We start from the raw sequence: 13,084 nt of genomic DNA on the forward strand, positions 1-13,084 counted from the left end.
CCGTTTCCCTGCCAGCACCTGCCGCCTGAATCGGTAGGCTGGGCCTCCGGATGGCCCACGCCCCTGCTCTTCCATCACCTCCCGCTCGCTTCCGCCGCCGGCTGCTCGCCGTGATGTTGGTGGTGGGGCTCGTACCGCTCGTGCTCATGGGGCTCCTGGCCCAGAGCGCGCTGGAGCGGCTGCTCTCCGTGTCCGTGGCGCCCGTGGAGCATGTGCTCGACGACGTGTCCGCGGACCTGGAGCGCCAGGGCATCTCCCAGGCTCGGCTCGATGAGGCCCGCCTCAACCTCGCTCAGGCGGAGCTGGCCCGCCGCGCGCTCGTGCGCCGGGTGCCTCTGTTCATCGCCGCCCTAGTGCTCGTCTCGGCTGCCGTGCTCGCCATCGCCGCAGTGTTGCTCGGCCGAGCGCTGTCCCGTCCCGTCACCACCCTCACCCAGGGCATGGGCGCTTATGCCCGGGGGGACCTCTCCGTGCGCCTCCCCGCCCCCGAGCAGCCGCGCGACGAGTTCCAGTTCCTCTTCGCCGGCTTCAACCGCATGGGCCAGGAGCTGCTCGCCCAGCGCGAGCGCCTCAAGTCCGCCGAGCAGATCGCCGCCTGGCAGGACATCGCCCGCGCCCTGGCCCACGAGCTGAAGAACCCGCTCACCGCCATGAAGCTCTCCCTGGCGCGGCTCTCCCGCGCGGAGGGGCCCGCTCCCGATGCCACGCGCATTTCCGAGGCCGTGGGCCTTCTCCAGGAGGAGGTAGATCTGCTCATGCGGATGACCCAGAGCTTCTCCGCCTTCGCCCGCCTGCCCTCGCCGCGCTTCCAGCCCGTCGCCCTGCGCCCGCTGCTCGCCGAGGTATGCGCCCTCTACCAAGGCACTTCCCCCGTCCCCGTGGAGCTGGCCCCCGGGGAAGACGTCACCCTGCAGGCGGACCCGGATGGGCTGCGGCGCCTCTTCGGCAACCTCCTCAAGAACGCCACCGAGGCCTCCCAGACGGGCGCCGCTCCCGTCCACATCGCGCTGCAACCCCAGGTGTCCTCCGTGCGTGTCGCCCTCCGCGATGGAGGCGCGGGCATCCCCGCCGTGCTGGAAGGCGCCGCCCTCACCCGGGGCCTCTTCAGCACCAAGCCGGGCGGCAGCGGGCTCGGTCTGCCCATCGCTCAGAAGATCGCCCATGAACATGGCGGCACCCTGCGCCTCGAACCCGCGCCCGGTGGCGGTACGCTGGCGACCGTGGACCTTCCCCTCGCCCCTCCCGCGCCATGAAGCCCGGCCCTCGAATCCTCCTCGTTGATGATGACCCGGGCGTCCTCAAGGGCCTGCGCGGGCTGCTCTCGGACGAGGGCTTCCTGCCCGTGGAGGCCCGCTCCGCCGCCGAGGCCTCGCGCCTCCTCGATGCGCCCGAGGGCCCTCCGGACCTGGTGCTGCTGGACCTGCGGATGCCGGGCGAGACGGGCCTGGAGCTGCTCGCGCGCCTGCCGCGCCCCCTGCCCGCTCCCGTGGTGGTGCTCTCCGGCGAGGCCTCCCCCGCCGAGGCCGTGCAGGCGCTGAAGCTGGGCGCCACGGACTTCGTGGAGAAGCCGCCCTCCCCCGAGCGCCTGCTGACCGCCCTGCGCAACGCGCTCACCCTGGGAGCCCTGCGCGAGGAGCGCCAGCGCCTGCTCGAGGAGCTGTCCCGCCCGGGCCACCTCGTGGGCGAGAGCCCCGCCATGGAGGCCCTGCGCCGCCTCATCGCCCGCGTGGGGCCCAGCGACGCAGCCGTGCTCATCACTGGCGAGACAGGCACAGGCAAGGAGCGCGTGGCCCGCGCTCTCCACCTGGCCTCGGGACGCAAGGGGCGCTTCGTGGCCATCAACTGCGCGGCCATCCCCGCAACCCTCCTGGAGAGCGAGCTGTTCGGCCACGAGCGCGGCGCCTTCTCGGGAGCCACCGCGCGCCGCCCCGGCCGCTTCGAGCAGGCCCACGGGGGCACGCTCTTCCTCGACGAGATTGGCGACATGCCGCTGGAGCTGCAGGCCAAGCTGCTCCGCGCCCTGGAGACCAAGGAGGTGGAGCGGCTGGGAGGCACGGCGCCCCTCTCCGTGGACGTGCGCATCCTCGCGGCCACGCACCAGGAGCTCGCCCGCGCCGTGAAGGAGGGTCGCTTCCGGCAGGACCTCTTCTTCCGTCTCAACGTCATGCCGCTGGCCCTGCCGCCCCTGCGCGAGCGCCCCGAAGACATCCTGCCCCTGGCCCGCGCCTTCGCCGCCGAGATCGCCGGCCCTCAGGTGCCGCTGGTGCTCGCTCCCGGCGCGGAGGTGTCCCTGCGCGCGTACCGCTGGCCCGGCAACATCCGCGAGCTGCGCAACTTCATCGAACGCCTCAACCTCCTGCGAGGGGACGGTCCGTTCACCCTCACGGCGCCCGAGTCCGCCGAGGCAGCCGCGCTCTCTCCACCTCCCACGGCCCGCCTCTCCTTTGGGGAGAAGGGCTACCGGGAGCACGTGGAGGACTTCGAGCGCGAGCTCATCCGCGTAGCACTGGAGGAGGGCGGCAGCATCGCCGGAGCCGCGCGCCTGCTGCGCATGGACCGGGGCAACCTCTATCGCCGCATCAAGGCGCTCGGCCTGCCCGTGTCATGAGCGCGATGTCACCCTCACATCGCGCGGTGACATCGGGATGTGGAAATGACATCCGCCTCCCGAAGGAACCCTCGTTCTTCCGCGTACTTACGACGCCGTGCAGGTTGGAACGGCGCGTGCTCTCCCAGCCGGCCATGAACCGTCTCTCACTGCTCCTCGCGTGTCTCCTCCCGCTCCTGGCGAACGCCCAGGGAGAAGTCCCAGACGCAGGCCCCACCAAGGCCGCTCCGCCGGCGGCTCCCGCCCCTGTTCCCGACGCCGGCTCCCCGCCCGATGCCGGCTTGCCTCCGGATGCGGGCTCCGCGCCGGAAGCTCGACTCGCGCCTTCCGCGGCGGTTCCCATCTGCCCTGAACTCGACGAAGCGTCGGAAGAGCCGCCCGAGGGCCTCGGCACGCTCCAGATTCGCGTCGATGGACAGGCGCAGACCCTGGCGGCCATTGAGTGGAAGGGCCTCCAGCGCCTGAACGCGGATCAGGTGCGCACCCTGACCGGACTGCCCGCGGAGGGGCCCCTCACGGTGGAGCAGGCCACCCGCGGCCTGCGCCGGCTCGCGCGCACGCAGCTCTTCGCCCGCATCACCCCCACACTGCGGCTCATCGAGGGCACGGCTCCGGCGCTGGAAGTCACCGCCGAGGAGCACCCGTTCGTCACGTCCGTTTCCTTCCAGGGACTCCAGGACGCCGAGCCCCGCGAACTGCTCGAGGACCTGCTCCTCCGAGCGGGCCGGGACAGGGACTGGGAGTCCAGCTCCTGGGATGACGACGATGAAGAGGTGGTGGCCACGCTGCGCCTCACCGAGCGAAACGTGAGCGTGAGCGTGAGCAGCGCTCCGGCTTGCCCACCCTCGCGTCCTCCCAAGGAGTGGGTCGCCCACGTCGATGCGCGGGGGAACTTCCAGCCTGGCATCTTCGCTGGGGGCCTCGTGCCTGGACTGGAGCACGTGCTCGAGGAGCTCCGCGACAACGGCTACCTCCTGGCCAGCATCGCCGCCACCCTGCACCCGGACGGACGGCTGGAGGTGGGGGTGGATGAAGGCCACATCGAGGCCGTGGAGGTGGAAGGGGTGGACGCGGACATGGCGCCGCGGGTCCGCGAGGCGCTGGGCATCATGCCCGGCGACATCTTCCTGCGCAGTGACATGCACCGGGCCGTGCGGCGCCTGGAGACGGCGCTGCCCCACCTCGAGGTCGAGGGCGTGGAGCGCCACCGGGGTGTGGCGCGGCTGAACGAGGAGCGCGGAGAGGACGGCACACGGCGCTACCACACCGTCCAGGAAGCACCGGAGGAGAAGTCCCAGCGCTCTCGCCGGCGCATGCACGTGGAGCTGCCCTGGGACAATCTGGTGGGCGAGTGGTGGCACGACTGGGATGAGCATGACGCCCCCGCGGGCCTCTCCACCCGAGGCCGGCGCGTGGTGGTGAATGTGCGGACGCGCCGGCCGGACTTCGACCTGGACCTGCTGCCGGTACACACGCAGGTGACGGGGCTGGCGCCCGGGCTCGAAGGCCGGCTCCAGGTGTGGGATCCGAGGAACCGGGCCCACGCCACGCTCGACGCGGCGTTCTTCATCCCCTTCCGGCTGGGAGGCCAGCGCATCCCGGACGATCCCGAGCAGACCCGCCGCCAGCGCCGGCTCAACTGGCTGATGGGAGCCAAGGTGCGGGTGCCCTCGCTGGGGCTCGCGGAGCTGGGCGGACAGGTCCATGACTTCACCGACACGCTGGACCGGTGGCGGATGGGCGCGATCGACTCCTACCTCTACTCCGCCCTGCTCAACCGCCCGGACACGGACTACTTCCGCCGCAAGGGCGCCGCGGCCTTCGCGACGTGGCGGCTTGGCAACGACTGGCTCCTGGGGGCGGAGTACCGCCGCGACACCTACGCCACGCTGCTCAGCCTGTCGCCGCCGCTGACCGTGTTCCGGCGCGACTCTCCTGCCTATCCCAACGCGCCGGTGACCGAGGGCCGCTTCGGCTCGCTCATCGGCCGGCTCGAGTACGCCAGCGACGGGACGCCGCGGCGGGAGACGGGCAACCTCTTCCGGAGCCCGGAGCTGTCGCTGATCTCCCATGAGGACCACTGGCCGAACCGCCCGGCCCTGCGCAGCTTCCTCACGCTGGAGGTGGGCCGTCCGGCCTTTGGTGGCGATGCGGAGATTCGCTTCTGGAAGCTGGTGAGCGACAGCGCCTTCTACCTGCCCACGGGGGGCGATGACTCGCTGCGCCTGCGCCTGCGCGCCGCGGGAGGCGAGGACCTGCCCCTGCAGAAGCGCGAGGGCCTGGGCGGCTGGAGCGCGCTGCGCGGCTACGGCTTCAAGGAGTTCCGCGGGGATGCCTCGGTGCTCTTCAGCGCCGAGTACCGGTGGTCTTCGCTGGGTGCCTTCGTGGACGTGGGTACGGTGCGGCAGGACGAGGGCTGGGCGGACGCACGGATGGGCCTGGGCGCGAGCCTGCACCTCGGAGACGAGGTGGCGCTGACGGCGGCCTGGCGCGCGGATGAGCGGGCGACGTGGACACCCGAGCTCCGCCTGCTCTTCACACGGCCCTTCTGATGCGCATGGGACGGCAAGGGACTCAGGCGCGAGGGCTTGGCGTGGCGCTGTTGGCCACGGTGGGGCTCCTTGCGCCCAAGGCCCACGCGGATGAGCCTCGCACGGTATGCACCGCCACCCTGTCCGGGAGGCGCGTGGTGGTGCGGCCCGAGGCGCACGCCTTCCTGACGCAGGAGCTGGACCGGCTGCTGCGGCTGGGAATGGCGGGAAGGCTGGAGGTGGAGCTGACGCTGCTGCGCCGCCGCAGGCTGTGGTTCAACGCGCGGGTGGACGGCACCCAGCTGACCCAGGTGCTCTCCTTCACGAAGGGCGGCTACCTGCTGGACGGGAGGCCCCTGCCCACGGGGGCCGCGACGCTGGAGTTGGAGCGCGCCGCGTGGACGATGGAGGAGCCACCCGAGCCAGGTGACGCCTTCATGATCCAGGTGGACGTGCGCCTGCAGGTGGTGACGGCCGCGAGCCTCGGGAAGGTGGCCTCGTGGCTGACTCAGGATGAGTCCACCGGTACCGAGGGCTCCTCCGTCACGCGCAACGTGCTTCGCACAGTGGCCGAGGATCTCACCCGGCGCGCCACGGGCCGGTGTGAGGTCAGTGCTGCTAGCGAGCCAGCTGCGCGATGACGGCGGTGAGCTGCTTGCCGATGTACTCCCGCCCGCGCTCCAGCTCCTCCTGGGAGAAGCGGATGAAGTTCTTGCGCTCGTCCATGTCGAAGGCCCGCGCCAGCAGCCCTCCCACTCCGCTCCCCTTGCGGTCCACCTCGACCAGCACCTCCACCCTGTGCGGCTCGAGGAAGAAGATGAGCTCCAGCTCTCGAACGCTCACCCCGAAGCTCTCGGGGGGATAGAACTCGATCTCCTGCACGAACGGCTCGAGCCGGCTCTTGCTAGTGCTGTACTCGCACGTCGAGGTCTTCAGGCGGAAGCCCAGGTGCTTCACCGCGTTCAGGACGGCCTGCATGTGGGGATGGGGGAGGACCTCGAGCTGATCGGTGTCCTTGGGATCGATCGCGTTGTCGATGTCGAGACCCGTCTTCAACCAGACCGGGACCTTGCCCAGGGTGACGGGCGTGGTCAGCGGCACCTCCAGGGTGAACGGTATATCCACCTGCTCCCCAGGGCCGATGGTGAGCGGCTGGGAGATCTCCCACTTCTCGATGACGTGGTTGATGCGCTGGGTGTTGTCGCCCTGCTGCTTGAGGTACTGGGTCATCAGGTGCAGGTAGATGCGATCGATGTGCTGCTCGGCGCTGCCGCCCTGGATGTTGATCTCTCCCTCGAGCGAGCCCCCCACCCGCACCGTGCCGTTGTTGAGCCGGGCATCCACCTTGGCGCTTCCGATGCCCACGCTGGCCAACATCTTGTTGAAGACGGACATGATCGGCTCCTGGAGTTGCCGGTGACTTTGAACAACTTCCCTCGGAGTGTCCACGAGTGACGGTGGCAGTAGACCGCAGGGCTTCCTACCCAGTAGGTTGCCCATGCCATGACACCGCCACGCAAGCCGACCCGGGAGGAGCTGAACGCCGCCATCGGGAGCACCATGCCGGACCTGATCGCGCCAGGGCTGCGGGTCCTCTTCTGTGGCATCAACCCGAGCCTGTACTCGGCGGTGGTGGGCTATCACTTCGCGAGGCCGGGTAACCGGTTCTGGCCCACGCTGCACGCGGCGGGCTTCACTCAGCGCCGGCTGGCACCCTCGGAGCAGGAGGAGCTGCTCACGTTGGGGTACGGCATCACCAACGTGGTGGACCGGGCCACGGCCACTGCGGCGGAGTTGGTGGCTACGGAGCTGGCGGCGGGTGGGCGCAAGTTGGCGGCGAAGGTCCGGCGCTACCGTCCCCGGTTCATCGCGATGCTGGGAGTGAGCGCCTACCGCGTCGCCTTCGCGCGGCCGGACGCCACGCTGGGGCTTCAGCCCGAGACGATGGGAGAAACACGGCTCTGGGTGTTGCCCAACCCGAGCGGACTCAACGCGCACTATCAGCTGAAGGACCTCGCACGCCTGTTCCGCGAGCTGAGGCGAGTGGCTACAGCCAGCTCGTGACGGACTGCCCCAGCTCCTTCAGCACCCGCTCGGCGGCCTTCACTCCGAACCAGTTGGCCTCCTCGAACAGCGCCATGCCGCCCAGGTCCGTGTGCGCGAAGTGCAGCGTGCGCCCCAGGCTCTCCTGTGCCGCGAAGCGCGCCGGGCCCCACATGAAGCCCGGTGTGGGCCGGATCATCGCGTGCCCCCAGCGCATCACCTCCAGCCGCAGCGCCTGCTCGGCGATGCCCGGGTGCGCCATCATCAGATCCGCCATCACCATCCCCTCCCACTCCGCATACCCCGCCGACAGCACCTTCTCGCGCTCGGCCTTCACGTCCAGCCCCACCATCGGCAGGTACCACGTGAGCACCGTCGGCCCGCCCTCGTACTGCCGCAGCGCCTGGTGCGTGGCCAGCACGTAGCCCAGGCTCCGGCTCTCGTAGAAGACGTTGTCCCAGGCCAACGGGAAGCCTCGCGACCTCGGAGGCCCCGACAGCGTCAGGTTCGCCACCACCCACGGCCCGTACGTGAAGGCCCCCAGCCACTCCGGCCGCTGCTGTCGCCACGGCGCCACCACGTGCGCCGCCACGAAGTGCGGCCCCGCGAACACCACCTGCCGCGCCTGGAACGCCCGGGGCTTTCCCTCCTTCGCGTCCAGCGCCTCCACCCGGCAGCCGTCCGCGCCCGGCTCCACCGTATGCACCAACACGTGGCGCTCCACCTGCTTCGGCCCCAGCGAGGACATCAGCTGCCGCACCAGCCGGCCGTTGCCCTCGGGCCAGCTCAGGAAGCCCTCGCTGCGCTCGCCCTTCCCGTCCTGCCGTGCGGCGAAGTACCAGATGGCCGCCCACGCCGACACGCCCTCGCTCGTGGCGCCGTAGTCGTCCCGGCACGCGTAGTCCACGAACCACTTCAGGCGCGGTGAGCGGAAGCCCTCGGCCTCCATCCACTGCGCCATGCTCACCTTGTCGAGCGCCGTCCACTCCGCGTCATCGCTCGAGAGCGCCGTCGGCACCGTGAACGCCTTGCGCCCCTTCCCATCCCTCGCCGCGGCGAAGGCGTTCATCCGCGCCTCGAAGCGCTTCAGCTCCGCCAGGTCCGCCGGGCTCGCTCCCGCGTACAGGTACAGCCCCTCGTACCAGTCGCCCTGGTAGAAGAGTCGCTCGTCCGGCTCGCGGATCAGCAGCTCCTCCTCGAAGGTCGGGTAGCCCTCCACGTCCGTCCCCTTCACCGCCCCCATCTCCCGCAGCATCCGCATCACCGGCCCTTGCTGCGTCAGCGGCGCGGGCAGGTAGTGCGCTCCCCACGGGAAGGCCGAGACCGAGTTCTTCCCCGAGCGCGAGGTGCCTCCCACCGCGTCATCCAGCTCCACCACCCGCACGTCCTTCAGCCCCGCGCCCGCCAGCCGCCACGCCGCCGACAGCCCCGCGATGCCCGCGCCGATGATGAGCACCTCCACCTGTTCGGCCACCTCCGCGCGCGGCAGCGGCCCGCCCCGCAGCCGGTGCCCCGTGTCCACCGCGCGGTCGATGATTTCGCCCGGTACCGGCGCACGCGAGCGAGAGCGCCGGCACGCGCTGGCCGCCACCGCCGAACCGAGGAACGCGGCGATGAGCTCCCGCCGCGTCAGTTCCACCGCCGCCACTCCTCCTCGTAGTAGTGAACCAGCACCTGGTTGTTCAGCCGGTTCACCTCCGTCGGCAGCGGCCCCATGTCCGGCGGGAAATGGGGGAGCCGCTCCAGGGTGGCCTCATCCAGGAAGGACAGCCCCTCGGGAAGGGGCCGCCGCTGTGCCGCGGCCTCATGGGCCACCAGCACGTAACCCCACTCGCCGAACGAGGGCACCAGCGCGTGGTACGGCTCCGTCCAGAAGCCCGAGGCCTTCAGCGTCGTATTCACACACCAGAAGGAGCGCCGGGCGAACAGCGGACTGGTGCTCTGGATGACCGCCACCCCGTCCGGCGCCATCCTCCGCTTGAGCAGCCTGTAGAAGCCCGTGGTGTAGAGCTTGCCGAGCGAGAAGTTGTTCGGATCCGGGAAGTCGATGATCACCACGTCGAAGAGGGCGTCCCCCTCCTCCAGGAACTTCATCGCGTCCGTGTTGATGACCCGCATCTTCGGATGCGAGAGCGCGTGCTGGTTGAGCTTCGCCAGCTCCTCGTACTTCGTCGCCAGCCCGGTGATGGCCGGATCCAGATCCACCAGCGTGACGGACTGCACCTCCGGGTAGCGCAGCACCTCGCGCGCCGCCAGCCCATCCCCACCGCCGAGGATGAGCACCCGCCCCACCGCGCCCGCGCGCACCATCGCCGGGTGTACCAGCGACTCGTGGTAGCGGTACTCGTCCACGCTGGCGAACTGCAGGTTGCCGTTGAGGAACAGCGAGAAGCCCCGCTTGCCCCGCGTCACGATGATGCGCTGGTACGGAGAGCTGGAGGCATGCACCACGTCCTCCGTGTAGACCTGGTCCTCGTAGAACGTCGTCAGCCGATCGCCCAGCGCCAGCCCCACCACCAGGAACAGCGACAACCCCACCGCCTTCACCCGGAGCCGCGTCGGGTGGGCCAGCACCGGCGCCAGCAGCCACGTGCTCCACAGCCCCACCAGCGCGTTGAGCAAACCGAACAGCAGCGAGGTGCGCACCAGCCCCAGCTTCGGCACGAAGAGCAGCGGGAAGCTCACGCTCGCCGCCAGCGCCCCCAGGTAGTCGAACGTCAGCACCTGGCTGACCAGGTCCTTGAACTTCACCTGGTCCTGGAGGATTCGCAGCAGCAGGGGAATCTCCAGCCCCACCAGCGTGCCGATGACGAGCACGCTGCCATAGAGCGCCACCCGGAACAGATCCGTCAGGGTGAAGGTGAGGAACAACAGCGGGGCGCACAGCCCACCAATGAGCGCTACCCCCAGCTCCACCTCGACGAAGCGCTGCGCCAGCCCCTTCTCGATGAAGCGCGAGAGGTAGCTGCCAATCCCCATCGCGAAGAGGTAGCCGCCGATGACGGTGGAGAACTGGGTGATGGAGTCCCCCAGCAGGTAGCTGGCGAGCGCCCCCACGATGAGCTCGTAGATGAGCCCACACGTGGCGATGACGAGGACGGTGACGAACAGCAGCGTCTTGTTCAAGTCTTCACTTCACTTCGAAGTCACGGCCATAAGGCGCGCGGCTATCCGGAGATCGCCGCCGCCACGATGATGGCCAGGCCAAGGATGAAGGAGCCGATGACGATGCCCAGCGCCGTGTTCTGGTCCGCCTCGATCTCCTTGTTCACGTCGAACGGGAGGATGAGCTTGATGACGTAGAAGCCGGCGACGAAGACCGCCAGCCCGATGAGCGAGTAGATGACGCTCGCCAGAAGGCCCTGCACGCTCACTACCGCACCCAGTAGCAACATCACTTCCCTCCGTGGAATCCGCCGGTCCAGATGAACACGCCGTTGGGCCCGCGGCGCACGTCGCCCGGCACCTTGCCGCGCTCTTCGTTGGTAAAGGGCTCCCAGCCCGAGAAGGCCACCGCCGCGTACAGCAGCACCACGAGCCCGCCGAAGTATTTCATTGCCTCGCTCCCCTCCTCATCAGCCCACCAGGTTGCTCTCCGCCCACCGACTCGACTCGAAGCTCGACGAGCGGATGTAGCCAATCGCCGGGCCAATCAGCAGCAGCACCAGCGCGCAGCAGAACCACGTGCCGCGCGGCGTGTCACTGGTGAGCTTCACCTGGAACGAGCGCCCTCCCATGGGCTGCGGCCCCGCCGCGGAGAAGCCCGCCGTGGTGCGCAGCACGTACGTGCCCGGCGCTACCGACGACAAGTACTCCGTGCCGCTGGTGCCACCCTCGGACCAGGAGCCCTCCGAGTCCGTCCCGGAGTAGTAGCTGATCTCCTGGTAGAAGCTCGATATCTCGCCCGTCTCCTGGTTCACCAGATCGCCCTGCACGCCGATCCAGTCATTGCTCACCGGGGCGGTGACATCCGCGCGCACGTTGCCGCGCGAGGTGATTTGGAACGGCTCGCTGAAGTGCATGGCCGTGGGCTGGCCGGAGACCGCGTCCGGCTCCAGCCGCACCGTCATGTCCAGCACCGTCACGTTGGCCGACATGAGGTTGACCACCAGGTAGAGCGCCAACAGCGCCGTGCCCCACACGCCCGCCCACTTCCACGCCGTGGCGGAGGAGTTCGGGTTGGGCTGGCTGGGGGCGATGCCATGGCGCGCCGGCAGCGCCTCCTTCAGGTTGAAGGCCTCGGCGATGACGCTCGGCTCCAGGTACTCGCCGTGGGTGAACGTCACCTCGGAGTCCGTGGCATCCTCGTTCACCGAGTAGGGCGCCGACACGTACTCGATGGCCTGCGCCATCTCGCCCGCGCGCACCTCCCAGTAGAACTCGCCCAGCACCGTCTCCGTGACGGCCGTCACCGACTGGAAGGCCTTGTAGCGCCGGCCCTCGTAGTAGGCGCCCACGCCCGGGGCCAGGGACACGTCACCCGCGTCGATCGGCTTGAGGTGGACCCAGTGGCCATTGGACTGCATCAGCCACTGGAAGCCCTCGTTCTTGTTGAAGAGGAGGTACTCCTCCCACGGGTAGCGCGTGCCCTCCACCGTACAGGAGCGCACCACGAAGCCGATGCAGATCCACTCCACCCCGCCCAGCTTGCCCTTGGTGCCCAGGGGGATGAGGGGCGGGTGCTCCGGCTTCTCCAACATCTGGAGGAAGGCGAGCTTGCCCTTGCTGGCATCCAGCAGCGCGCCGCAGAAGGGGCACGCCACGCGCCGGGTGCTATCCGGGGCGCGCAGCTCCAACGCGCCGTTGCACTGGGTGCAGCGCGCCTGCTGCAGCGACACCTTGCGCGTCCGAGGGCGCACCTGGTCCATCGGAATGCCGAGCTGCTCCAGCTTGAGCCGCTGGCCCAGGTACACCTCGGGGTCGCGCAAGCGCGTGCCGAAGTCCAGGGTCGCGAACACGCCCTTGGAGCCCGTCGCATCCACGTAATAGCTGTCGGCCGTGGGGTCCACGTCGCCAGGCAGCTCGCCCGCGGCGGCCACCACCCGGCCGTGCCCGCGCTCCTCCACCACGAAGGCGCGGTTGCGCAGGTGCAGGCGTTCGCCGGGGTGCAGCTCGTGCAGCTCGATGCCCTCCTCCACCCCCGCCTCGAACATCATGTGGAAGGTGCCCTCGGACTCGCTGAGCCAGCCCGCGCGCCCGTCATCGAACTGCACGTACCACTCGTCCCAGGGGCCCGCGCCGTGGTCCTTCTGGATGTGGCCCACCAGCTTGTAGCCCGTCTTCGCGTAGCGGCCCTCCAGGCCCAGCCGCAGCGGCGAGTCGGTGTCCACGATGGCGCCAATGCGCCCGTGCGCCTCGAGGTTGGCCCCCTTCTTGGCCACCACCGTCTGGCAATAGCCGCACACCAGCACCTGCGCCGAGCCCGCGGTGAACTCGACCGGGGCCCCACACGAGGGACATTGCCCTTGCGTCACGCCTTCACCCCCCGCGCCAGCTCACGGACATGGCAGCCCTGGGCGCCCAGGTGCCGCGCCACCAGCGCCTCGAAGTCCGGGCGCGCGCGGGTGCGGCAGCAGTACACATTGAGCGCGGCGAAGCCGTGCTCCGGGAAGGTGTGGATGCACAGGTGGCTCTCGGCCAGCAGCGTCAGCCCGGTGATGCCTCCGGGCTCCGGGAACACGTGCCACTGGGGCTGGCCCACCACCTTGAGCTCCAGCAGGACGATGAGCTCCTCGAAGAGCGCCGAGAGCGCCACCTGATCCTTCAGGCGCTCCGGCGCGCAGCCGCTCACGTCCACCAGCCATTCCTGTCCCGTGGTCAGCTTGAAGTCCTCCCCAGACAGGTGACTTTCTAGCACGAGCCCTGCCCCCCTGGGCGAGCGCTTCCGGGGTGGGGGGTTGCC

12 protein-coding genes are annotated in these 13,084 nt (G+C 69.8%); 5 read left to right on the forward strand and 7 right to left on the reverse strand.

Features of this window, described 5'->3' with window-relative positions; genetic code table 11:
• The first annotated feature begins 50 nt into the window (after positions 1 to 50).
• From SYV04_RS10055 to SYV04_RS10070, 4 genes are all read left to right on the forward strand, one after another.
• The gene (locus SYV04_RS10055; RefSeq protein ID WP_321545459.1) at positions 51 to 1,253 is read left to right on the forward strand and encodes a sensor histidine kinase; all 1,203 of its coding nucleotides are present in this window, start codon (positions 51 to 53) and stop codon (positions 1,251 to 1,253) included.
• Positions 1,250 to 2,608: a sigma-54-dependent transcriptional regulator gene (locus SYV04_RS10060; protein ID WP_321545460.1), complete on the forward strand. Its 1,359-nt coding sequence runs from the start codon at positions 1,250 to 1,252 to the stop codon at positions 2,606 to 2,608. Before SYV04_RS10055 ends, SYV04_RS10060 begins: the two co-directional genes overlap by 4 nt.
• Positions 2,609 to 2,742: 134 nt before the next feature.
• A complete protein-coding gene (locus SYV04_RS10065) occupies positions 2,743 to 5,160 on the forward strand; it encodes a BamA/TamA family outer membrane protein (RefSeq protein WP_321545461.1) in 2,418 nt (805 codons plus the stop codon).
• Positions 5,161 to 5,201: 41 nt separating this feature from the next.
• Positions 5,202 to 5,780 (forward strand): hypothetical protein, encoded by a 579-nt coding sequence (locus tag SYV04_RS10070; RefSeq protein ID WP_321545462.1) that lies wholly within the window; start codon positions 5,202 to 5,204, stop codon positions 5,778 to 5,780.
• Here SYV04_RS10070 and SYV04_RS10075 read toward each other — a convergent pair.
• The gene (locus tag SYV04_RS10075) at positions 5,758 to 6,534 is read right to left on the reverse strand and encodes a sporulation protein (protein ID WP_321545463.1); all 777 of its coding nucleotides are present in this window, start codon (positions 6,532 to 6,534) and stop codon (positions 5,758 to 5,760) included. The genes SYV04_RS10070 and SYV04_RS10075 overlap by 23 nt on opposite strands.
• A gap of 165 nt (positions 6,535 to 6,699) precedes the next feature.
• On the opposite strand from SYV04_RS10075, the gene mug reads away from it, so the two are divergent.
• The gene (mug, locus tag SYV04_RS10080) at positions 6,700 to 7,203 is read left to right on the forward strand and encodes a G/U mismatch-specific DNA glycosylase (protein ID WP_321545885.1); all 504 of its coding nucleotides are present in this window, start codon (positions 6,700 to 6,702) and stop codon (positions 7,201 to 7,203) included.
• Here mug and SYV04_RS10085 read toward each other — a convergent pair.
• The 6 genes from SYV04_RS10085 to speD are packed head-to-tail and all read right to left on the reverse strand — an operon-like array spanning position 7,187 to position 13,039.
• Positions 7,187 to 8,821, reverse strand: coding sequence for an FAD-dependent oxidoreductase (locus SYV04_RS10085; protein ID WP_321545464.1), 1,635 nt, complete (start codon positions 8,819 to 8,821; stop codon positions 7,187 to 7,189). The two genes, mug and SYV04_RS10085, sit on opposite strands and share 17 nt — an antisense overlap.
• Positions 8,812 to 10,308: a polyamine aminopropyltransferase gene (locus SYV04_RS10090; protein WP_321545465.1), complete on the reverse strand. Its 1,497-nt coding sequence runs from the start codon at positions 10,306 to 10,308 to the stop codon at positions 8,812 to 8,814. Before SYV04_RS10090 ends, SYV04_RS10085 begins: the two co-directional genes overlap by 10 nt.
• A 41-nt stretch (positions 10,309 to 10,349) precedes the next feature.
• Positions 10,350 to 10,577 carry a DUF350 domain-containing protein gene (locus SYV04_RS10095; protein WP_321545466.1) on the reverse strand — a complete coding sequence of 76 codons (228 nt, stop codon included), beginning with the start codon at positions 10,575 to 10,577 and terminating at the stop codon, positions 10,350 to 10,352.
• Complete coding sequence (locus SYV04_RS10100) at positions 10,577 to 10,738, reverse strand: hypothetical protein (protein ID WP_321545467.1); 162 nt, start codon at positions 10,736 to 10,738, stop codon at positions 10,577 to 10,579. Before SYV04_RS10100 ends, SYV04_RS10095 begins: the two co-directional genes overlap by 1 nt.
• A 19-nt stretch (positions 10,739 to 10,757) precedes the next feature.
• The gene (locus SYV04_RS10105) at positions 10,758 to 12,656 is read right to left on the reverse strand and encodes a DUF4178 domain-containing protein (protein WP_321545468.1); all 1,899 of its coding nucleotides are present in this window, start codon (positions 12,654 to 12,656) and stop codon (positions 10,758 to 10,760) included.
• A complete protein-coding gene (gene speD / locus SYV04_RS10110) occupies positions 12,653 to 13,039 on the reverse strand; it encodes an adenosylmethionine decarboxylase (RefSeq protein WP_340371381.1) in 387 nt (128 codons plus the stop codon). The genes SYV04_RS10105 and speD overlap by 4 nt, the downstream gene beginning before the upstream one ends.
• Positions 13,040 to 13,084 lie beyond the last annotated feature (45 nt).

This window comes from Hyalangium ruber, from assembly GCF_034259325.1.
GTDB lineage: Bacteria > Myxococcota > Myxococcia > Myxococcales > Myxococcaceae > Hyalangium_A > Hyalangium_A rubrum.